Source organism: Paenibacillus sp. PvP094, assembly GCF_040546835.1.
GTDB classification, from domain to species: Bacteria; Bacillota; Bacilli; order Paenibacillales; family Paenibacillaceae; genus Paenibacillus; species Paenibacillus illinoisensis.
On record NZ_JBEPOM010000001.1, the window covers coordinates 2877501 to 2898658 of the forward strand.

Annotated in this window: 13 protein-coding genes, 13 tRNA genes and 4 rRNA genes (1 of these 30 only partly in view); 27 read left to right on the forward strand and 3 right to left on the reverse strand. The window is 46.6% G+C overall.

Annotated features, from left to right (window positions below):
• The 17 genes from ABIC22_RS13195 to ABIC22_RS13275 form a co-directional block, all read left to right on the forward strand.
• Positions 1-89, forward strand: a 16S ribosomal RNA gene (locus ABIC22_RS13195); it begins 1463 nt to the left of the window's first position.
• Between the two features lie 101 nt (positions 90-190).
• Positions 191-307, forward strand: a 5S ribosomal RNA gene (gene rrf, locus ABIC22_RS13200).
• Between the two features lie 32 nt (positions 308-339).
• Positions 340-416, forward strand: a tRNA-Ile gene (locus tag ABIC22_RS13205).
• Positions 417-439: 23 nt separating this feature from the next.
• Positions 440-515: transfer RNA gene (locus tag ABIC22_RS13210), tRNA-Ala, on the forward strand.
• A 196-nt stretch (positions 516-711) separates the two neighbouring features.
• Positions 712-3638, forward strand: a 23S ribosomal RNA gene (locus ABIC22_RS13215).
• Positions 3639-3783: 145 nt separating this feature from the next.
• A 5S ribosomal RNA gene (rrf, locus tag ABIC22_RS13220) occupies positions 3784-3900 on the forward strand.
• The 16S, 23S and 5S rRNA genes sit together here with 13 tRNA genes alongside, the layout of an rRNA operon.
• 84 nt (positions 3901-3984) lie before the next feature.
• Positions 3985-4060: transfer RNA gene (locus ABIC22_RS13225), tRNA-Asn, on the forward strand.
• 3 nt (positions 4061-4063) lie between these two features.
• Positions 4064-4136: transfer RNA gene (locus ABIC22_RS13230), tRNA-Thr, on the forward strand.
• Between the two features lie 10 nt (positions 4137-4146).
• A tRNA-Glu gene (locus ABIC22_RS13235) sits at positions 4147-4218 on the forward strand.
• Between the two features lie 6 nt (positions 4219-4224).
• Positions 4225-4300, forward strand: a tRNA-Val gene (locus ABIC22_RS13240).
• 10 nt (positions 4301-4310) lie between these two features.
• A tRNA-Gln gene (locus tag ABIC22_RS13245) sits at positions 4311-4385 on the forward strand.
• A gap of 8 nt (positions 4386-4393) precedes the next feature.
• Positions 4394-4466 (forward strand) — tRNA-Lys (locus ABIC22_RS13250).
• Between the two features lie 10 nt (positions 4467-4476).
• Positions 4477-4557, forward strand: a tRNA-Leu gene (locus ABIC22_RS13255).
• Positions 4558-4567: 10 nt separating this feature from the next.
• Positions 4568-4642 (forward strand) — tRNA-Gly (locus tag ABIC22_RS13260).
• 8 nt (positions 4643-4650) lie between these two features.
• Positions 4651-4727, forward strand: a tRNA-Arg gene (locus tag ABIC22_RS13265).
• A gap of 18 nt (positions 4728-4745) precedes the next feature.
• A tRNA-Pro gene (locus ABIC22_RS13270) sits at positions 4746-4819 on the forward strand.
• A gap of 12 nt (positions 4820-4831) precedes the next feature.
• Positions 4832-4902, forward strand: a tRNA-Gly gene (locus ABIC22_RS13275).
• A 225-nt stretch (positions 4903-5127) separates the two neighbouring features.
• Here ABIC22_RS13275 and ABIC22_RS13280 read toward each other — a convergent pair.
• A complete protein-coding gene (locus ABIC22_RS13280) occupies positions 5128-5409 on the reverse strand; it encodes a WGxxGxxG family protein (RefSeq protein WP_095361674.1) in 282 nt (93 codons plus the stop codon).
• Between the two features lie 760 nt (positions 5410-6169).
• On the opposite strand from ABIC22_RS13280, the gene ppc reads away from it, so the two are divergent.
• From ppc to ABIC22_RS13320, 8 genes are all read left to right on the forward strand, one after another.
• A complete protein-coding gene (ppc, locus tag ABIC22_RS13285; protein WP_354481325.1) occupies positions 6170-8962 on the forward strand; it encodes a phosphoenolpyruvate carboxylase in 2793 nt (930 codons plus the stop codon).
• Positions 8963-9221: 259 nt separating this feature from the next.
• On the forward strand, positions 9222-9788 hold the full coding sequence (sigW, locus tag ABIC22_RS13290; protein ID WP_017692117.1) for an RNA polymerase sigma factor SigW: 567 nt from the start codon (positions 9222-9224) through the stop codon (positions 9786-9788).
• A gap of 133 nt (positions 9789-9921) precedes the next feature.
• Entirely contained in the window at positions 9922-10521 is a 600-nt protein-coding gene (locus ABIC22_RS13295; protein WP_354481328.1) for a zf-HC2 domain-containing protein, read from the forward strand.
• 444 nt (positions 10522-10965) lie between these two features.
• A complete protein-coding gene (gene cdaA / locus ABIC22_RS13300) occupies positions 10966-11799 on the forward strand; it encodes a diadenylate cyclase CdaA (RefSeq protein ID WP_354481331.1) in 834 nt (277 codons plus the stop codon).
• Positions 11799-13295 (forward strand): CdaR family protein, encoded by a 1497-nt coding sequence (locus ABIC22_RS13305; protein WP_354481333.1) that lies wholly within the window; start codon positions 11799-11801, stop codon positions 13293-13295. The genes cdaA and ABIC22_RS13305 overlap by 1 nt, the downstream gene beginning before the upstream one ends.
• A 69-nt stretch (positions 13296-13364) precedes the next feature.
• Complete coding sequence (gene glmM, locus ABIC22_RS13310; RefSeq protein ID WP_336783898.1) at positions 13365-14705, forward strand: phosphoglucosamine mutase; 1341 nt, start codon at positions 13365-13367, stop codon at positions 14703-14705.
• Positions 14706-15446: 741 nt separating this feature from the next.
• Positions 15447-17279 carry a glutamine--fructose-6-phosphate transaminase (isomerizing) gene (glmS, locus tag ABIC22_RS13315; RefSeq protein ID WP_127539701.1) on the forward strand — a complete coding sequence of 611 codons (1833 nt, stop codon included), beginning with the start codon at positions 15447-15449 and terminating at the stop codon, positions 17277-17279.
• A gap of 199 nt (positions 17280-17478) precedes the next feature.
• The gene (locus ABIC22_RS13320; protein WP_127539702.1) at positions 17479-17994 is read left to right on the forward strand and encodes a cysteine hydrolase family protein; all 516 of its coding nucleotides are present in this window, start codon (positions 17479-17481) and stop codon (positions 17992-17994) included.
• Positions 17995-18317: 323 nt separating this feature from the next.
• Here ABIC22_RS13320 and ABIC22_RS13325 read toward each other — a convergent pair whose 3' ends face one another.
• Positions 18318-18968 (reverse strand): nitroreductase family protein, encoded by a 651-nt coding sequence (locus ABIC22_RS13325; protein WP_354481337.1) that lies wholly within the window; start codon positions 18966-18968, stop codon positions 18318-18320.
• A gap of 120 nt (positions 18969-19088) precedes the next feature.
• On the opposite strand from ABIC22_RS13325, the gene ABIC22_RS13330 reads away from it, so the two are divergent.
• The gene (locus tag ABIC22_RS13330; protein ID WP_246058538.1) at positions 19089-19454 is read left to right on the forward strand and encodes a MerR family transcriptional regulator; all 366 of its coding nucleotides are present in this window, start codon (positions 19089-19091) and stop codon (positions 19452-19454) included.
• An 11-nt stretch (positions 19455-19465) separates the two neighbouring features.
• Here ABIC22_RS13330 and ABIC22_RS13335 read toward each other — a convergent pair whose 3' ends face one another.
• A complete protein-coding gene (locus tag ABIC22_RS13335; RefSeq protein WP_354485957.1) occupies positions 19466-20443 on the reverse strand; it encodes a helix-turn-helix transcriptional regulator in 978 nt (325 codons plus the stop codon).
• A 92-nt stretch (positions 20444-20535) separates the two neighbouring features.
• On the opposite strand from ABIC22_RS13335, the gene ABIC22_RS13340 reads away from it, so the two are divergent.
• Positions 20536-20979 (forward strand): VOC family protein, encoded by a 444-nt coding sequence (locus tag ABIC22_RS13340; RefSeq protein ID WP_354481340.1) that lies wholly within the window; start codon positions 20536-20538, stop codon positions 20977-20979.
• Positions 20980-21158: the final 179 nt, after the last annotated feature.

Consider the following 21158-nt stretch of genomic DNA (forward strand, 5'->3'; position numbering starts at 1 on the left):
GGAGCCAGCCGCCGAAGGTGGGATAGATGATTGGGGTGAAGTCGTAACAAGGTAGCCGTATCGGAAGGTGCGGCTGGATCACCTCCTTTCTATGGAGAATCGTTTCCCGTAGCGGAAACATTCAAATAAGCAGTTTAGCTGCAAACTTACTCACTCGTTGCTCAGTTTTGAGAGCTCAAACTCTCAAACGTTTGGTGGCGATAGCGAAGGGGTTCCACACGTTCCCATCCCGAACACGACCGTTAAGCCCTTCAGCGTCGATGGTACTTGGACCGCAGGGTCCTGGGAGAGTAGAACGCCGCCAAGCGTAAACCCTATTGGGTTTCAATATTAATATACGGGCCCTTAGCTCAGTTGGTTAGAGCGCACCTCTGATAAGGGTGAGGTCGGTGGTTCGAGTCCACCAGGGCCCACCATTTACACTTTCATAATTTGATATGGGGCCATAGCTCAGCTGGGAGAGCGCCTGCCTTGCAAGCAGGAGGTCAGCGGTTCGATCCCGCTTGGCTCCACCAACAAGATTTCAAACTTGTTCTTTGAAAACTAGATATCGAAACGAAAATTGCGAATTAGAACATTCCTTTTAGCTGAACTTGTGTTAAAACAAGTTTCAAATATTAGTGATACTGTATGAGCGAGTGATCGAATGGAACGACTTTTGGATTTGCGCAAGCAAACCAAGGGAAGAGACAGCTCGAACACGAGCGAATTGGTTAAGCTACTAAGAGCACACGGAGGATGCCTAGGCGCTAGGAGCCGATGAAGGACGTGGCGAACAACGATACTGCCTCGGGGAGCTGTAAGCAAGCTTTGATCCGGGGATGTCCGAATGGGGAAACCCAGCTGGGGTAATATCCAGTTACTCATAACTGAATACATAGGTTATGTAGAGGCATACCAGGGGAACTGAAACATCTAAGTACCTTGAGGAAGAGAAAACAATAGTGATTCCGTCAGTAGCGGCGAGCGAACGCGGAACAGCCCAAACCAGAGAGCTTGCTCTCTGGGGTTGTGGGACGTCTCACATGGAGTTACAAAGGAACCGGTTAAATGAAGAGGTCTGGAAAGGCCCGCCAAAGAAGGTAAAAGCCCTGTAATTGAAAGCCTGTTCCCTCCGAGACGGATCCCGAGTAGTGCGGGGCACGTGAAACCCCGTATGAATCCGGCAGGACCATCTGCCAAGGCTAAATACTTCCTAGCGACCGATAGTGAAGCAGTACCGTGAGGGAAAGGTGAAAAGCACCCCGGAAGGGGAGTGAAATAGAACCTGAAACCGTGTGCTTACAAGAAGTCAGAGCCCATTTTAGGGGTGATGGCGTGCCTTTTGTAGAATGAACCGGCGAGTTACGTTCCCGTGCAAGGTTAAGGTGAAGAGCCGGAGCCGCAGCGAAAGCGAGTCTGAATAGGGCGACATAGTACGTGGACGTAGACCCGAAACCGGGTGATCTACCCCTGTCCAGGGTGAAGGTGCGGTAACACGCACTGGAGGCCCGAACCCACCGCACGTTGAAAAGTGCGGGGATGAGGTGGGGGTAGCGGAGAAATTCCAATCGAACTCGGAGATAGCTGGTTCTCCCCGAAATAGCTTTAGGGCTAGCCTCGGAAAACAGAGTCGTGGAGGTAGAGCACTGATTGGGTGCGGGGCCCGCAAGGGTTACCAAGCTCAGTCAAACTCCGAATGCCATAGACTTACTTCCGGGAGTCAGACAGTGAGTGCTAAGATCCATTGTCAAAAGGGAAACAGCCCAGACCATCAGCTAAGGTCCCCAAGTGTGTGTTAAGTGGGAAAGGATGTGGAGTTGCACAGACAACCAGGATGTTGGCTTAGAAGCAGCCACCATTGAAAGAGTGCGTAATAGCTCACTGGTCGAGTGACTCTGCGCCGAAAATGTAACGGGGCTAAACACACCACCGAAGCTATGGCTTGATGCTTTGCATCAGGGGTAGGGGAGCGTTGTATAAGGGTTGAAGGTGTACCGTAAGGAGCGCTGGACATTATACAAGTGAGAATGCCGGTATGAGTAACGAAAAGATCAGTGAGAATCTGATCCGCCGAAAGCCTAAGGGTTCCTGAGGAAGGCTCGTCCGCTCAGGGTAAGTCGGGACCTAAGGCGAGGCCGAAAGGCGTAGTCGAAGGACAACAGGTCGAAATTCCTGTACCACCGTAAATCGTTACGAGCGATGGGGGGACGCAGTAGGGTAGTGACGCAGGCTGATGGATGCCTGTCCAAGCAGTAAGGCTGGTTAGTAGGCAAATCCGCTAACCGTAAGGCTGAGCTGTGATGGGGAGTGAAAATTACAGTAGCGAAGGTCATGATCTCACACTGCCAAGAAAAGCCTCTAGCCAGATGAAGGTGCCCGTACCGCAAACCGACACAGGTAGGCGAGAAGAGAATTCTAAGGCGCGCGGAAGAACTCTCGTTAAGGAACTCGGCAAAATGACCCCGTAACTTCGGGAGAAGGGGTGCCCCGGTAGTGTGAATAGCACGAGGGGGCCGCAGTGAAAAGGCCCAAGCGACTGTTTAGCAAAAACACAGGTCTGTGCGAAGCCGTAAGGCGAAGTATACGGGCTGACGCCTGCCCGGTGCTGGAAGGTTAAGGGGAGCGGTTAGGAGCAATCCGAAGCTGTGAACCGAAGCCCCAGTAAACGGCGGCCGTAACTATAACGGTCCTAAGGTAGCGAAATTCCTTGTCAGGTAAATTCTGACCCGCACGAATGGCGTAACGACTTGGGCGCTGTCTCAACGAGAGATCCGGTGAAATTTTAATACCTGTGAAGATGCAGGTTACCCGCGACAAGACGGAAAGACCCCATGGAGCTTTACTGCAGCTTGATATTGAATTTGGGTACGATCTGTACAGGATAGGTGGGAGCCTTTGAAGCATGAGCGCCAGCTTGTGTGGAGGCACCGTTGGGATACCACCCTGATCGTATCTAGGTTCTAACCTGGTGCCCTTAGCGGGTACGGGGACAGTGTCAGGTGGGCAGTTTGACTGGGGCGGTCGCCTCCTAAAGAGTAACGGAGGCGCCCAAAGGTTCCCTCAGAATGGTTGGAAATCATTCGAAGAGTGCAAAGGCATAAGGGAGCTTGACTGCGAGACCTACAAGTCGAGCAGGGACGAAAGTCGGGCTTAGTGATCCGGTGGTACCGCATGGAAGGGCCATCGCTCAACGGATAAAAGCTACCCTGGGGATAACAGGCTTATCTCCCCCAAGAGTCCACATCGACGGGGAGGTTTGGCACCTCGATGTCGGCTCATCGCATCCTGGGGCTGAAGTAGGTCCCAAGGGTTGGGCTGTTCGCCCATTAAAGCGGTACGCGAGCTGGGTTCAGAACGTCGTGAGACAGTTCGGTCCCTATCTGTCGTGGGCGTAGGAAATTTGAGAGGAGCTGTCCTTAGTACGAGAGGACCGGGATGGACGTACCGCTGGTGTACCAGTTGTTCCGCCAGGAGCACCGCTGGGTAGCTATGTACGGACGGGATAAGCGCTGAAAGCATCTAAGCGTGAAGCCCCCCTCAAGATGAGATTTCCCAGTATGTAAGACCCCTTGAAGACGACGAGGTAGATAGGCTGGGGGTGGAAGTGCAGTAATGCATGGAGCTGACCAGTACTAATCGGTCGAGGGCTTATCCAAATTGCAGGTTTTGATCGCACGTTTCGTTTCGGATCTAGTTTTCAGAGAATGATCTCTGAAATGAAAATCGGTACAACACTCCAATGTGTGTATAATTTTCAGTTCCACTTTTGATTTTAAGAAGCACATGCTTCGACAAATCACGTTTGGTGGCGATGGCGGAGGGGTTCCACACGTACCCATCCCGAACACGACCGTTAAGCCCTCTAGCGCCGATGGTACTTGGACCGAAGGGTCCTGGGAGAGTAGGACGCTGCCAAGCGAACTCTTTCATCTTACATAGAAAACAGGCTCTGCATGTTAGCGTTGTACGATGAATTGCATTTGCCCTGCAAATGCATATTATTCCCTGATAGCTCAGTTGGTAGAGCACTCGACTGTTAATCGAGTTGTCACAGGTTCGAGTCCTGTTCGGGGAGCCATTTGCTCTCATAGCTCAGTAGGTAGAGTGCATCCATGGTAAGGATGAGGTCACCGGTTCGATCCCGGTTGAGAGCTTTGGAAATGAGGCCCGTTGGTCAAGGGGTTAAGACACCTCCCTTTCACGGAGGTAACAGGGGTTCGAATCCCCTACGGGTCATAGGATGGAGGCTTAGCTCAGCTGGGAGAGCATCTGCCTTACAAGCAGAGGGTCGGGGGTTCGAGCCCCTCAGCCTCCACCATCTTGATTATTGGGGATTAGCCAAGCGGTAAGGCAACGGACTTTGACTCCGTCATGCATAGGTTCAAATCCTATATCCCCAGCCATTTATTAAGAGCCATTAGCTCAGTTGGTAGAGCACCTGACTTTTAATCAGGGTGTCGAAGGTTCGAGCCCTTCATGGCTCACTTGTTATATGCGCGTGTGGCGGAATTGGCAGACGCACTAGACTTAGGATCTAGCGTCTTTGACGTGGGGGTTCAAGTCCCTCCACGCGCATCCTTTATAAGCGGACGTGGCTCAGCGGTAGAGCATCGCCTTGCCAAGGCGAGGGTCGCGGGTTCGATTCCCGTCGTCCGCTCCAATTATTTTGCGCCCTTAGCTCAGCTGGATAGAGCGTTTGACTACGAATCAAAAGGCCGGGAGTTCGAATCTCTCAGGGCGCGCCATTATTATTTCATCAATATCGGGATGTAGCTCAGCTTGGTAGAGCACCTGGTTTGGGACCAGGGGGTCGCATGTTCAAATCGTGTCATCCCGATTTTATGATTACGCGGGTGTAGTTCAATGGTAGAACTTTAGCCTTCCAAGCTAATAGCGTGGGTTCGATTCCCATCACCCGCTTATATGATTTTAAGAGCAGTCTCTACATGATGTAGAGGCTGTTTTTTTCTATACAGCAACGTTTAGGGAAATATATAAAAAAACGTAAAAAGAAGCCAAGGCCTCCATGTGTAGAAGGTCTTGACTTCTTGTGCTATGCTCTGTGCATCACTTAATACATCCAACGAGACAGCCTTAAAGGGCTTCTAAACACTTTAGTTGCGTTTAGGGACCTTCGGATAGCTATTAACGTTCGTGACGGTCAGAAACTTTTCTACGCATACCTGCTAAGCCAAGAAGTCCGAGCAAACCGAGCCAGCCCCAGTCCATATCATTGTCTCGGTCAGTTGCAGCATTTGCACGAACATTGTTCGTACGGTAGTCACCCGTGTTGTAGTTTGTGCTGTTCATTTGTGTACCACGGTTTTGATCCATACCTTGGGTTGCAGAACCATTCGCCGCGGCAGGACCAGCCAATGCTGCCACTAGAAGTGTAGAAGCAATAAGTGTAGATACCTTTTTCTTCATCAGATGTCGCCTCCTTTTTGTTTGAACTATATCTAATCTGCCTTTTACTAAATGAAATTATGTAATTGTTCTTACGTTAAAATATCCCTCTGGCATAAGAGTCATGCTACATAAAAAAGCCACTAATATTAGTTAGCCAAGAATTCGATTTACCCTCAAACCTTTGGAAACCTGAATGAACTTTAATGAAGAATCATTTAAAACAGCTTAAAGAAACTATTTTGATCATTGAAACGCATTGAAGCACATAATCTGGCATCAATTCTGGCTTGGTTACATCACAAATCATCTTCGCTTATAGCCTCTAACTTGTCGTTTCCATAAGGGGAGGTAGCAAATGATAATAATTTTTAAATTGATACTTTAATTTATTACATCACTGTGGTAAAGTATACAAAAGCTTGCTTTGCCGGTCATGTTTTTGCCTGGAGATTGAACTGCTAAAATCATGGAAATGATATTGTACTCTTCTGTTTGAGTAAATTTAACGCTGCTGTATATTTATAAATTACAACGAATATGTATAAGGCATTTGTTTATATATAGCATGTGAAAAAGGTATCATGCGACAAGCTTTTGCTCATTAAATGAAGCAAATTAAGAAAATGAATAATAAAGTGCGTTTTTGTGCGGAAAATCGGGGATAATCCCCTTTTTTACTAATAGAAAAATAAAGATTTTCGTACCATTTTATTGTATGATGTTATGAAGGTGTCAAATTTACGTGTACGAATGTGAACGATCAGATGGGAGGATAAGCATGACTGAAACTATGGTAACCGCCAGCAAAAGCCAATCTAACAACCTGCTCCGGCGAGACGTGCGGTTCCTGGGCAATATACTCGGAGAAGTTCTTGTCCATCAAGGGGGCACGGAGCTTCTCGATATCGTTGAGAAAATTCGGGAAACGAGCAAATCGTTGCGTGCAGAATTTTTGCCTGAACTGTATACAGAGTTCAAAACGATGATCCAGGAATTAGATTCTGAAAATCGTCACCAGGTCATTCGAGCTTTTGCAATTTATTTTCAATTAGTTAATATTGCTGAACAAAACCATCGGATCCGGCGTAAACGGGATTATGAACGATCTGCAGGGGATGCAGTACAGCCTGGTTCGATCGAGAAGGCCGTACAGGATCTGAAGGAACGCGGATTGTCTCATACCGAAGTAGAGCAGATTCTGGACGAATTGTCGCTGGAACTGGTTATGACAGCTCACCCAACCGAGGCTATGCGCCGGGTTATTCTGGATATCCACAAACGGATATCTGAAGATGTCATGCTGCTTGATAATCCTACGCTGACGTTGCGTGAACGTGAACAATTGCGGGAAAAGCTGCTGAACGAAGTTATTACACTCTGGCAAACAGATGAACTTCGCGACCGCAAACCGACTGTACTCGATGAAGTACGGAACGGGATGTATTATTTTCACGAAACGTTGTTCCACGTACTTCCGGATGTATATCAGGAGCTTGAACGCTGTCTGAATAAATTTTATCCTGACCACGACTGGCATGTGCCGACGTATTTGCGCTTCGGTTCCTGGATCGGTGGAGACCGGGACGGAAATCCTTCGGTAACTTCAGATGTAACGTGGCAGACGCTGTTAATGCAGCGAAAGCTCGCTTTGCGTGAATATCAGCGGATTATGATTGAGCTCATGGGGCATCTCAGCTTCAGTACGAACATCATCCACGTGTCGGATGAACTGGCTCAATCCATTGAGCAAGACCGCAGCTGTGTCACTTTGAAAAAAGTAGACATTTGGCGCAATGAGAAAGAACCTTATCGGATCAAACTGGCATACATGATTGCCAAAATGAATAATGTACTTGATGAAAATAAAGTCGGACAGCCGGACCGTTATGACAGTGCTCAGGAATTGATCGATGATCTGATGGTTATTGACCGCAGCCTGCGCCATCATTTTGCAGATTATGTAGCGGATACGACGGTTCGCAAAATGATTCGCCAAGTGGAGCTTTTCGGATTCCACACCGCTGCGCTGGATGTACGTCAGCATAGTCAGGAACATGAGAATGCGATGGCCGAAATTTTGGCCAAGATGAACATTGTTGAAGATTATGCGCGTCTGACGGAGGACGGTAAAATTGATTTGCTGGCTCGCCTGCTCGAGGATCCACGTCCATTGACTTCTCCATATCACCAGTACAGTGAGGGAACGAAAGAATGTCTTGATGTATTCCGTACAATCAAACGTGCACAGAGCGAGTTTGGTACAGGATGTATTACAAGTTACCTGATCAGTATGACGCAGGGAGCAAGTGATCTGCTGGAAGTCATGGTATTTGCCAAGGAAGTAGGATTGTTCCGTAAAGGGCAGGGTGGAGAGATTATTTCGACACTTCAGGCTGTGCCGCTGTTTGAAACTATCGATGACCTTCATGCAGCTTCTGACATCATGCAAAAGCTCTTCAATCTTCCGGTATATCGCGCAAGTGTAGCTGCCCGGAATGAACTGCATGAAATCATGCTTGGTTATTCAGACAGCAACAAGGATGGCGGAGTGGTAACGGCTAACTGGGAGCTTCGGGTAGCCATGAACGCCATTACCGCTGTAGGTAATAAGCATGGCGTCAAGCTGAAGTTCTTCCATGGTCGTGGCGGTGCATTGGGACGTGGAGGCATGCCGCTTAACCGCAGTATTCTTGCACAACCACCTCATACCATTGGTGGGGGAATCAAGATTACCGAGCAGGGCGAAGTCATCTCATCCCGCTATTCCCTTCAAGGTATTGCTTACCGCAGTCTTGAACAAGCGACATCGGCATTGCTCACGGCTGCACTGAACGGAATGGAGCCGCAAGAATCAGTCTCTGAACAACACTGGGATAGCATCATTAAGGACATTTCCGAGGTATCCCTCACGAAGTATCAAGACTTGATCTTCCGTGATCCGGATTTCTTCAACTTCTTCAAGGAATCAACACCGCTGCCTGAGGTCGGAGAGCTCAACATTGGTTCAAGACCATCCAAACGGAAAAACAGTGATAAATTTGAAGACCTGAGAGCAATCCCATGGGTATTTGCCTGGACTCAGAGCCGCTATCTTCTCCCTGCATGGTATGCAGCTGGAACAGGATTGCAAAGCTATTATCAGAACAAAGAGGAAAATTTGGCTGTTCTCAAAAACATGTATGCCAACTTCCCATTCTTCCGTACACTTATTGATACGGTACAGATGGCTATTGCCAAGGCAGATCTTGTAATTGCCAAAGAATATTCTGCGATGGCCTCCAACAAGGAAGCGCGTGATCGTATCTATGGTCAGATTGAGTCTGAATTCAAGCTGACAAAAGAGCTGATTCTGAAAATTACCGGAGAAGCAGAAATTTTGGATGATGTACCGGTAATTCAGGAATCTATTCGTTTGCGTAATCCTTACGTTGATCCATTGTCCTATATGCAGGTGCAGCTGCTTAGCGAGCTGAGAGACATGCGTGAGCGTGGGGAAGATGATACCGAGTTGCTGCGTGAAGTGCTGCTGACCATTAACGGTATTGCTGCAGGACTCCGCAATACAGGCTGATGCAAAAGCTGATCTAAATGATTAATGTAGTAAACATTTAATGAAGTTAGATAATAAAATGAACGGCTCTCTCCTCGGTCTTGAGTGAGGGATGAAACGGGACTCCTGTAGGAGTTCCCGTTTTTACTGTTTTTGGTGGATATTTTCCGGCACAGTCTTGATTTTTGACCAAAGTTGATTTACGATTTGATTGGTGAATTACAAGTGTGGACGGGTATCAGAAGGCGGAAGACCCATCAGCATGTCTGGGGGAATAAAGGTGGACAATTTGGAGAACAGGCTGGTTAAGCTGGTCCTAAAGGGTGATCAGCGGGCCTTTGCAGAAATCGTAGAACTATACAAGGACAAGTTATTTCATTTGGCATACCGGATGCTGAACAATCGTCATGAAGCTGAAGACGTTGTACAGGAGACGTTTTTGCGTGTGTTTCGCAACATGGAGAAATATGATCCGAACCAGAAGTTTTCAACCTGGATTTACCGGATTGCAACCAACTTGTGTATCGACCGTTTACGGAGGAAGAAACCATCTTACTCTTTGGATGCCGAGTTGAACGATCAGGAAGGATCCGATGGTTATGCCATGCTTCCGAGTGATGATCGTACACCAGAGAGCGAAGCGCTATTGTCAGAAACACAGACCCTCATTCGTGAGGCTATTGACAGTCTGCCGGCCAAGTATAAGTCCGTCATGATTTTGAGATATTTACAGGACTTGTCGCTGCAGGAAATCAGTGATGTCACAGGCATGCCCGTAACAACGATCAAAACACGTGTGCACAGGGGCCGTGACTTTTTGCGTAAAAAACTGGAATATAAGCTGTAAATCGATTTCAATTTTTTTAGGCGAAATTATTTGAAACATATCTGAAACGGATGCGTATGTAATGTATGCAAGTCTTATGCGTGGTATTTGAAGATGCATGGACTAAGTGATCTAAGAAAGGATTGGCTCTCATATGGATTGCAACTCGGCCGTCTCTTTAATGCATGAATGTTTGGATGAGTCGTTGTCCCCGGCCCAGAAGGTAGAACTGAAAGGTCACCTTGTTACCTGTCCGGAGTGTCGCATGCGCTTTAAAGAGTTGGAACAGACGGAAATGCTGCTCTTTGCCATGAAACATTATTCACCGTCTGCCTCGGATGAGCTGACCAATCGTATTATGAATGCTCTGCCCCAGCCCAAGAGACAACAGGTATGGCTCAAATGGGTCAAAGGACATCCCGCGCTGACGGCGGCAGCCTTCTTTTTGGTCGTGATGCTCTTTAGCGCTTGGAGCTTCTGGGATCAGAATAACGAAATGGTCGTTAAGGGGAATAATCTGGACCAGATCGTCATTGAAGGAAACACGGTAATTGTTCCTCAAGGCAAGTCAATTGCGGGCGATCTTACGATAGAGAATGGTACCGCCCAGGTATATGGTGATGTAGATGGCAATCTGACGGTGATCGACGGACAACTGTATCAAGCTTCGACGGCGCATATTTCCGGTCAGGTGAAAAGCATTGATCAGGCGCTGGACTGGTTCTGGTACAAAGATAACCAATATGGTGAATGAAGTGGCTTACCGCTAGCACAGGGTGAATTCTTCAATGGTATATACCAAGCAGGGTACCTCCAGTTTGCATGGGGTACTCTTTTTTTATTGGCGACATTGTAATTTATGGTATTTGTGTTGTTTCTGCGCAGTTTGTGACTGCCGTAACTTGCAACCTGAACGTTATCGTTATAACCTAGATACTAAAGAGAACATACTACTACATATAGATAAGCATTTTGCATCTATCCAAAGACCGTCTTCCAAGCGGCAAGATATAGAATGAAATGGTTATATTCGTCTATACATTGTTGTACGGGGGAACACTCTTCCCCTCCAACTTATACGGCCGGAAGCTTGTCTGTGTCGGATGTGCAAAAGCTAAGACCAGGGATTATATAAAATCCTAATGGGTTAATATGAGATCAGGGTTTACTCATCAATGGGGATAGCGGGGGCTAGCTTATGAACTATTTTGCTGACTTAACGTGGAAAGAGTCCATTAAGGACGTTATCGATATATTGATTGTTACCTATATTATGTACAAACTGATTTTGCTTGTACGGGGTACACGTGCTGTGCAGCTGCTTAAGGGTATTCTGTTCCTTGTGGTGATCTGGGCACTAAGCACGTGGCTAAACCTGTATACGCTCAAATGGCTCATGAACCAGATGTTTACATTTGGTGTGGTAGCCGTCTTTATTATATTTCAACCGGAACTGCGCCGTGGTTTGGAGCAACTGGGACGTGGTAAATTGTTCGGACGCTCCACAGCAGCCAGCGATGAAGAATTAACGGTGTTAATTGGCGAGATTATTAAGTCTGTGAATTATTTGTCTCGTCGTAAAATTGGTGCGCTTGTTGTCTTCGAACGGGAAACGGGCCTGAACGATTACACGGAATCCGGGATTCAGATGCAATCGTTGGTTAGCTCGGAGCTGATGATCAATATCTTTATTCCAAATACACCGCTCCATGACGGGGCTGTTATTATCCAAGGCAAACAGATCTCTGCAGCGGCATGTTATTTGCCTTTATCCGAGAATCCGTTTATTAGCAAGGAACTTGGAACACGCCACCGTGCCGCAATTGGTATTACGGAGGTAGCCGATGCGATCTGTCTGGTTGTCTCGGAGGAGACTGGACAAGTATCGCTGGCGATGAATGGACAGGTCGTTCGTGACATTAAGGAAGAGTCGCTGATTGCCAAGTTATATGAAGAGCTTCGTCCAACATCCAATCTAAACAAAATGAATAACTGGACTTCTTTCTGGAAACGGAAGGGGGGAACGAAGTAATGGATAAATGGTTCAACAATAATAACTTTGCCAAGGTCCTTGCGCTTGCAGTCAGTTTGCTGCTCTGGTTTATGATTCATCTGGATGAAGTTCCTACCACTCCAACGATTGCTACTGGAACAACCAATAAGGTGGTAGAGCGTACCGTACCTGTCCAGCCTTATGGCCTTGACAGCAACTCGTATGTGCTCACTTCATTAAGTACGGATGAGGTGCGACTGGAGATCAAAGGACAGCGTTCCATGTTAACCTCCATATTTACAAATGATGATTATAAGGTACTCGTTGACCTGAGCCAGGTCAAAGATGGCTCCAATACGCTGCCGCTCGTTCCAGATCTGCCTTCTGGCGTCGAGGTGGTCAGCATGGAGCCTTCCATGGTTACAGTCAATGTTGAAAAATTGGGCACCAAATCCTTCAATGTGAATATTGTACCCGAAGGAGATCCATCCGCTGGTTACAGCCTTGGAACGCCTGTCGTTGAGCCAACAGGCCCGGTTAAGGTGACTCTGCCGGAAGGGCAGTTGGACGCTGTAGCGAAGGTACAGGGCAGTGTGAGTGTGAAGGATGCAAAGGATGATGTAACGCAGAAAAGGGTGAAACTGCAGGCATATGATGCAGAAGGCAAAGTACTTGAGAATGCAGTCATTACGCCACAGACCGTTGAAGTTCGCATTCCGGTTAATCAGCCCTATAAATCAGTACCCTTAAGAATCAAATATTCAGGACAGCTGCCGGAGGGATTGGTACTGTCCAGTGTGGAACCAAACGTGAAAGAAGTCTCGGTTTACGGTACGGATGAGGCGCTTGCGGGTATACAGGCCTACGACCAAGTTACCTTGGATCTGACACAATTTGAAGAGGCAGGTACATCGACAGTTAACGTGGACTTGACGCCGCCTCCGGGTTTTGAGAAAATCGAGCCTAGTTCGATTCAGATCAAGATTACTGTGTCACCTTATGATGAGACAGAGGAGACAACAAAGGTCTTTCCCAATGTCCCCATAACCATTACGGGTGTGGGGAACGGTTTGGAAGCTGCACTGGTCACGCCAAAGAGCGGCGGTGTAAATCTTACACTGAAGGGTTCTCTGAGTATGCTTGAAGGTCTGAGCGGCGAGGATATCAAGCTGACGGCAGATCTTCAGGGACTTGCCGCCGGGACACATGAAGTGAAGCTGGATGCTGAATTGCCCCGATTTGCTGAGCTGGATGGTACCTCTACTCCATTGAGCGCTACAGTCAAGATCAGTGAAAAAGCAGAGGATACGACAGTTCCCCCAAGTGAAGAGCCCACGGATGAAGGCAATGCCGGACCGGAGCCCTCGCCTGCAGAAGTGGAGAACGGAGAAACGGATCCTGCGCCTGATAAAGGGGAAACGACAGAATCGAATACGGATAATCAGGAGCAGCAAACCCAGCAAGGTAATGCAACGAATAAAGGGAACTCGGGTAACAGCAGTGGTAGCGGCGGCACCAATGGCTCAAATCCGTAATGGTTCAGATTGATTTGATAAAATAAATATTTGATGCTCTTATATGATGCGAATAAAAGGAGTTAGATCATGGGGAAATATTTTGGTACAGACGGTGTAAGAGGTGTTGCCAATAAAGAATTAACGGCGGAGCTGGCTTACAGCATCGGTCGATGTGGCGGTTACGTGCTTGCTGGCGGCGTAGAGAGACCCAAAGTGGTTATCGGGATGGATACCCGGATCTCGGGACTGATGCTGGAATCTGCGCTGGTTGCAGGTCTATTGTCCATCGGTGCAGATGTCATCCGTCTGGGCGTTGTATCCACTCCGGGAGTGGCCTATATTACTCGTTTGCTTAAAGCCGACGCAGGAGTCATGATTTCGGCTTCCCATAATCCGGTAGAAGATAATGGAATTAAGTTTTTTGGCGGGGACGGTTTCAAATTATCTGATGAGACGGAGAACCGGATCGAAGAACTGATGGATGCTGAAACGGATCAATTGCCACGTCCTGTTGGAGGCGCATTGGGAACTGTAACAGTGGATGAGCAATCGCGCTACAGTTATCTCGAATACCTGAAAACAACCGTAACCGAGTCGTTCTCTGGACTTAAAATTGTACTCGATTGTGCAAATGGAGCAGCTTATGAGCTGGCACCTAAACTGTTTACAGAGCTTGGGGCGGAAGTCATTGCGATTGGTGCTGAGCCCAACGGCCTGAATATCAATGAGCAATGTGGTTCCACACACCCGGAGCATCTGAAACAAGAAGTGCTTAAACATAAAGCGGATCTGGGTCTTGCTTTTGATGGAGATGCGGATCGTCTGATTGCCATTGATGAAACGGGCGCAGAGGTCGATGGAGACTTCATTCTGTGCATCTGTGGTGATGCGATGAATCGTGCGGGCAAGCTAAAAGACAGTACAGTGGTATCCACCGTCATGAGTAATATCGGATTTTATAAAGCGACGGAAAAGCTTGCACTGAAAACAGCTAAAACGGCTGTGGGCGACCGCTATGTGATGGAGGAGATGCGCCGCGGTGGGTATAATCTGGGTGGTGAGCAGTCCGGCCATGTTATTTTCCTGGATTACAATACAACCGGAGATGGCATGCTGACAGCTATTCAACTCGTGGATACCCTCAAGGCATCGGGCAAGAAGCTGAGTGATCTGAAATCACTAATGACTCAGTACCCACAGGTTCTGGTCAACGTCCGTGTGGAAGACAAGAGCAAATACGAAGGTAATGCTGCAATCGAGCAGGCTATTGCTACTGTAGAACAACAGCTTGGTGATAATGGACGTGTTCTTGTTCGTGCGTCTGGTACAGAATCTCTGATTCGTGTTATGGCGGAAGGACCAGATAAAGGTGAACTGGAGCAGTTTGTATCCCAGATCGCAGACGTGGTGCAAAAGGAACTAGTTTAACACCTTAGATATACATTTTGTGTACACATTCCCACTGTGGGATTGCCATCATAGAATGGTATAATAAAGGGTATATGCTTGAAGTAAGAACAAAAATCCCGCGTCCCGACTGGCAAGGCCTAAGGTCTGATAATCCGGTCGGGATTGTGGGTATATATGCTGATTTGGTCACAGGTACTTTGCTCCATTGCAAAATGAACCTGACGTGCATATAATGAGTGGAGTCGTCATTCAGACACAGAAAGTGAGGATCGTAAGGTATTAGTTACACAAGCGCCAGAGCTTGAAGTTGCGCGGGAAGGATTCTGAAGCGGTATGGATCTTGGAACTCGAGATTCACTGATCAGGATCGACGGCAATCAAGCTGACGAGGTGGAGGTGTTCGGATTGTTCGGCGGGGACCTCCCGGTGATGCACCATAGCCGTAAACCGGATTGCGGAAAATGGATGGGTGACTGTCCACACAACGCGCCGGTAGGTGCAATAGTAAACTAAAATTCAAATGAATGTGCGCGAAGAGCAAAATAGGTGTGCGGACGAAAAAATGATGTACATTCATGATTGCATTCATAACATCTTATGATGACAGAAGAGCGGCAAGAGGCCGGTCTGATCATTGATAATTGAATAGGTAACAGGTATTCATGATACATTTAGGCAATCATTCATTTTTTCGATATGCCGCGACAGCCTGTTTCTCTTCGTGACACAGTATTCATATACAAACGGAGGAACTAAACTATGTGCGGTATTGTTGGATATATTGGTAATAAGAACACTCAATCGGTATTGGTCGAAGGATTGAAAAAGCTCGAGTATCGTGGTTATGATTCTGCAGGTATCGCGGTATTCACACCGGAAGGTCTGCAAATCACGAAAGCTCTCGGTCGTCTTGCGAACCTTGAAGCCAAGCTGGATGGTGCACCACTGGTAGGTAATGCCGGAATCGGACACACACGTTGGGCAACTCATGGTAAACCATCGGATGAGAACTCCCATCCACATACTGATGGAAGCCAGAAATTCTCTGTGGTTCACAACGGTATCATCGAGAACTATCTCGAACTGAAGGATGAACTGATCGCTCAAGGTCATACGTTCACTTCCGAGACAGATACTGAAGTTATCTCTCACCTGATTGCACGTGAATACAATGGTGATATCGTTAAAACAGTGCAAAAAGTGATCACGTTGTTGCGTGGTGCATTCGCACTGGGTGTATTGACAGAGCATGAGCCGGAGAAACTCGTAGCTGTGCGTCAAGCAAGTCCATTGATTATTGGTATTGGTGAAGGCGAGAACTTCATTGGTTCCGACATCCCGGCAATTCTGGAACATACACGTAACGTGTACATTTTGAATGATGGTGAAATGGCTGTATTAACACATGATGCTGTCGAATTGATGACGATTGAAGGCAACTTTATTTCTCGGGAAATGATTCGTGTCGATTGGGATGCTGTAACTGCAGAAAAAGGCGGATTCGAGCACTTCATGTTGAAAGAAATCCATGAGCAACCAAAAGCATACCGTGATACCATGCTGGGTCGCATCGATAATGAAAGCAAAAAGGTTCAGCTTCCTGAGTTGAAAATGACGGAAGAACAAATCAAAAATATTCGTAACGTTCAAATCATTGCATGTGGTACTGCGTACCATGCAGGTCTCGTTGGACGTACAGTAATTGAGCAATTGGTACGTATTCCGGTTGAAACGGATGTTGCTTCCGAGTACCGCTATCGTTCCCCAATCGTGGGCAAAGATACACTCGTTATCGTTGTAAGCCAATCTGGTGAAACTGCGGATACGCTTGCTGCACTGCGCGAAGCACAATCCAATGGTGCACATGTACTGGCCATTACTAACGTAGTGGGCAGCTCCATTGCACGTGATGCAGACGATGTGATTGCAACACTGGCAGGACCGGAAATCGCGGTTGCTTCCACCAAAGCATATACATCACAGTTGATCGCTTTTAACTTGCTTGGTCTGTACCTTGCACAAGTGCGCGGTACACAAACAGCCGAAGAGATTGCACATACCCTGGCAGCAATGCAGGCATTGCCAGAGCAAGTGGAGTCCATGCTGGAGCAAGCGGATGCGATCAAAGGATACGCAGAGCAAATCTCCAAACATCAACATCTCTTCTTCATTGGCCGTGGTCTCGATTATGCGGTAGCTCAAGAAGGATCGTTGAAACTGAAAGAGATCTCTTACATCCACTCTGAGGCATACGCTGCAGGTGAGTTGAAACACGGTACACTGGCATTGATCGAAGACGGTATTCCTGTTATTGCCTTGGCAACACAAGAGAACGTACTCGAGAAAACAGTGAGTAACATCAAGGAAGTAAAAGCACGTGGCGCGGATGTACTGGCAATTACGTACGAAGAGCACGTAGCAAGCTTGCTGAAATCCGTAGACCAAGCGTTTGCGATTCCTAAGACACTGCCACTGCTCAGCCCGGCGTTGTCCGTAGTTGCATTGCAACTGCTGGCATACTACGCTTCCCTGGCACTGGGTCACGATGTGGATAAACCACGTAACCTGGCGAAAAGCGTAACGGTTGAGTAAGAGGTAAATCGTTCGTTTCGATAATGGATAAGAGTAGTGAATGGTATTCATGAAATCCTAAACTAATGTAATAGTTAGTAAAAAAGATGATATGACTTGGTCATATCATCTTTTTTTGTTATCCAGTATACTGAACATAAGTTTTTTCATCATCCGATCAATTTAAATAAACATATTCCAAGATGAAAGAGGTAAAATGATGGCGACTTGTGCAGATGTGTTGATTGTGATCGATCTACAAAATGGCGTATGTTACAGTGGTGAGAATTATTTATATGAGTTGCCGAATTTACTCGATAGAGTCAATCGGAGAATTGCTATTTATAGAGAATTAGATAAACCTATCATTTTTGTTCAGCACGGTGATGAAGAATTAGTGCCTGGAGAGGAACCATGGGCTATTCATTCCGATCTGGATGTTCAAGAGCAAGACGTTTTTGTGCGGAAAATACATGCGAATTCATTTTATAACACAAACCTGAAAAGCCTTCTTGACCAATTCACTGTAAACCGTATCGAGTTTTGCGGAGCGCAAACCGAATATTGTATGGATGCAACGATTAAATTCGCTCATGGGCTGGGATACGAAAACTACATGATACGTAATGCAACCTCTACTTTAGATAATCGATGGATGTCTGCAAAAGAGACCATTTCCTTTTATGAACACATATGGGGAGATAGATTTTTGAATTGGATAGATGATGAATTGTAGATGTCAATTTGAGAATCATAGAAAAACGCCCCATATATAATCACTACGTGAGCATTGATCAGCCGAGTTTAAAAGATCTGTATTCGTTAATGACATTAATCTAAGTAATTGTAATGTAGTAAAGGGTCCTGATGGCAATCAATACTGTCATAGGACCCTTTTTGTTATCCAACAATAAGCCGTTTTTCTCTGTTTGAATATCAGTGCATGCTGTTTAAGTCTTTAAGGTTTGGCAGGTCAGTTAAAGCTCCTAATATAGCTTTGAGACAAACGTACTATCTTACGGAGGCCATCCTCCTGTCACTCTTGTGAACAGCTTTTGATTATGCCCAAGTGGTAATCGTATCAACCGGGAGGCGATAGGAAGGATGTCCATCTTTGACAGCTTTGCCTATGGAAATCAGCATCACGGGTTGGAAACGCTCTTTGTTCAGGCCAAAGACTTCGGCAATTCGGTCTTTATCATAACCGGCCATGGGATTGGTATCATACCCGTGGGCACGGGCAACGAGCATGAGCTGCATACTAATAAGGCCAGAGTCAATGAGATTCATGTCACGCAGCTCGGATGGGCTCATGCCTGCATAATAAGGTTTTGCCTGCTGCATCTGCATTTCCTTGATGTCCTGCGGCATGTATCCCAATTCGACTGATTTACTGAAAATCTCGTCCATATATGCTATGTTCTCGACATCGTAAAATACAGCAATAACTGCTGATGAGGTAAGAGCCTGTGTTTGGTTGAAAGAGGCCAGTGGGGCAAGGTTCTCTTTTCCTTCAGCACTGTCAATAACAAGGAAACGCCAGGGTTGCATGTTAATGGCAGAGGGGGCCCGGGAAGCCTTCGCCAATATCTCACTCAATTCCTCACGGCTGATTTTCACCTCGGGGTTGTAGACTTTAACGGAACGACGTTCCAGGACGATGCTATCAAAATCATTTGTTCTGTTAGATTGGCCAGTGGTTGTATCCATGTCGTTATCTCTCCTCGATCATATTTGCGTGATTGGATTCAGGCTTTCATCCGACTCACTATGAGGAGTGTAAACTATGAAGTATACTTTATAGCAAGAGCACGAAGAGGGGGATCCATATTGAAAATTAGTGAAGTAGCAAAACAAGTAAACCTTCCTATATCAACGATCCGTTACTATGAAAAGATAGGCATTATCACGGATGAGCATGTTCTGAGAGACCAGAATAACTACCGGGTATATGATTCAGGCATCGTACAGCATCTGGATGTGGTTAAGCAAAGCTTGGCTGTTGGCTTTACGATTCAGGATATTCAATCCATGATCTCCAAAGCTGGATTTTCACGAAATGAACAGAGAAGCATTCTTCAGGATAAGATATCCGAAATTGAAGAAGTACAGATGAAGCTGGAACACGCTAAACAAAATCTGTACGATATCCTTGAGACGGATATTACTTGTGAGGATGGATTCGGAAAGCATTAGATCACTTCAAATCAAACATGCTCCAGTAAATCCAGATAATATTGTCTCAGCGCTTCCTTCAAGCTGGCTGGCTTCATGATCTGAATGGATTTGCCATAGTGCGAAAGATAACGAATGATAAATTCAAGCTCATGAGGTTCATACGAACCAACAAGATAGGTCTGTTCCGCATACACTTCGAGTTTCATGGATGGGAAGTGTTCCTGGTGAAATAGCTCCATTCCCGCTTCATTGATGCGGCATTGAAAGGGGATGGCTTGTTCGGATGGCTTCCAGAGCGAATGGGCATCCTGGAGATTCAATTCCTTGATATGATCAAAGGGCTCGATATCCGTTAGTTGGGGTGATGATATTCGGTCACATCGGAATACGCGGTAGGCTTGCTTGTGCAGGTCATATGCCTGGCAATACCAATAGCCTCTCATCGCATAGAGGGCAATGGGCTGGATGGTGCGGACATTGGAGCTGGTTACGTTTGAAGATGAGCCCTCGGTATGTCTGTTCGTGCGAACATTTTGATAAACAATCTGTATCACTGTATTCTGTACGGCGGACATCAATAGAAACTCCAGGTTCTCACTATCCTTAATTTGCTCCGTATGTTTGAACGAAACCCGATGCTGTATGTTCTGGATTTCCAGACGCTGCTTATCGGATAACGCGCTTATGAATTTCTCATGAATCGAACGGAAGGTAGCCTGAAAGGGCAGGTTAGAGAAACTCCGAAGGGCCTGTATGGCAAAATAAAGGGCATGAAGCTCTCCCGTGTTAAACGATATGGGGGGCAGCTGCATCTGTTGAAGCAGACGATACCCGCCGTACCTCCCGTACTCGGCATAGATGGGTGCACCGAGTTCTTCCAATGAGGCGATATCTCTTATCGCGGTTCGTTTGGAGATCTGAAACTCCTGCATGAGATCCTGCAGGGTAAACTGCTGTTTTTGATTGATAAAGCGCAGCATCTGGTTCATGCGTTCTGATTTTTTCATCATAAAGAAACCTTTCAATGGTGCCATGTATTGGCACCTTTTATTGTTATGATGATAAGTGTAATCCAATCGAACCAAGGAGGCAAACGATAATGAATTTTGAAGTGATCCCATTTTTGTCGATGAACGGGGATGCGGCAGCAGCCATAGCATTTTATGAGAAGGTTTTGGGGGCCAAAGTGCTTTTTAAGAAAAGTTATAAAGAGATGAAGGAAATGAACCCGGGCTTCGAATACCCTGCTGGCCAAGATGAGTATATTACACATTCGGTGCTGGAGATTGGGGTAAACAAGATCATGATTGCAGAGGAGGCAATGGATCCGGAGAGACCTTGGCAGCTCGGAAACAGTACATCGCTATGTATTCAATCCAAGGATAAAAGTACGATGGATCAACTGTATACCTCTCTTGTACAACATGAGGACGTGAAAGTGCTCGTGCCTTACGAACAAAATGAATTTAGCCCAGGTTATGGGATTGTGCGTGATCCGTTCGGCATTGCGATTCAGCTCTGTGTGACCGTACACGATTTCTAACATAAAATCAAGGACGGGGCTACTCGCCCGGTTCGATAGAATATCATCAAAAGCAACAAAAAAAGAAGAACCATTGGCAACCATACCAGTGTGCTCTTCTTTCTTTGTTTTCCCTAAGAGGAATGTTCCCGCAATCTAAAGATGGCCTGATCATCGCGAAATACAAGAGCCTATCCTTC

Bases quoted from the DNA above. Each gene is read 5' to 3' on its own strand.
- ABIC22_RS13280 (WP_095361674.1), bottom strand. From the start codon at position 5,409: ATGAAGAAAAAGGTATCTACACTTATTGCTTCTACACTTCTAGTGGCA.
- ppc (WP_354481325.1), top strand. From the start codon at position 6,170: ATGACTGAAACTATGGTAACCGCCAGCAAAAGCCAATCTAACAACCTG.
- ABIC22_RS13295 (WP_354481328.1), top strand. From the start codon at position 9,922: ATGGATTGCAACTCGGCCGTCTCTTTAATGCATGAATGTTTGGATGAG.
- cdaA (WP_354481331.1), top strand. From the start codon at position 10,966: ATGAACTATTTTGCTGACTTAACGTGGAAAGAGTCCATTAAGGACGTT.
- ABIC22_RS13305 (WP_354481333.1), top strand. From the start codon at position 11,799: ATGGATAAATGGTTCAACAATAATAACTTTGCCAAGGTCCTTGCGCTT.
- glmM (WP_336783898.1), top strand. From the start codon at position 13,365: ATGGGGAAATATTTTGGTACAGACGGTGTAAGAGGTGTTGCCAATAAA.
- glmS (WP_127539701.1), top strand. From the start codon at position 15,447: ATGTGCGGTATTGTTGGATATATTGGTAATAAGAACACTCAATCGGTA.
- ABIC22_RS13320 (WP_127539702.1), top strand. From the start codon at position 17,479: ATGGCGACTTGTGCAGATGTGTTGATTGTGATCGATCTACAAAATGGC.
- ABIC22_RS13325 (WP_354481337.1), bottom strand. From the start codon at position 18,968: ATGGATACAACCACTGGCCAATCTAACAGAACAAATGATTTTGATAGC.
- ABIC22_RS13335 (WP_354485957.1), bottom strand. From the start codon at position 20,443: ATGAAAAAATCAGAACGCATGAACCAGATGCTGCGCTTTATCAATCAA.
- ABIC22_RS13340 (WP_354481340.1), top strand. From the start codon at position 20,536: ATGAATTTTGAAGTGATCCCATTTTTGTCGATGAACGGGGATGCGGCA.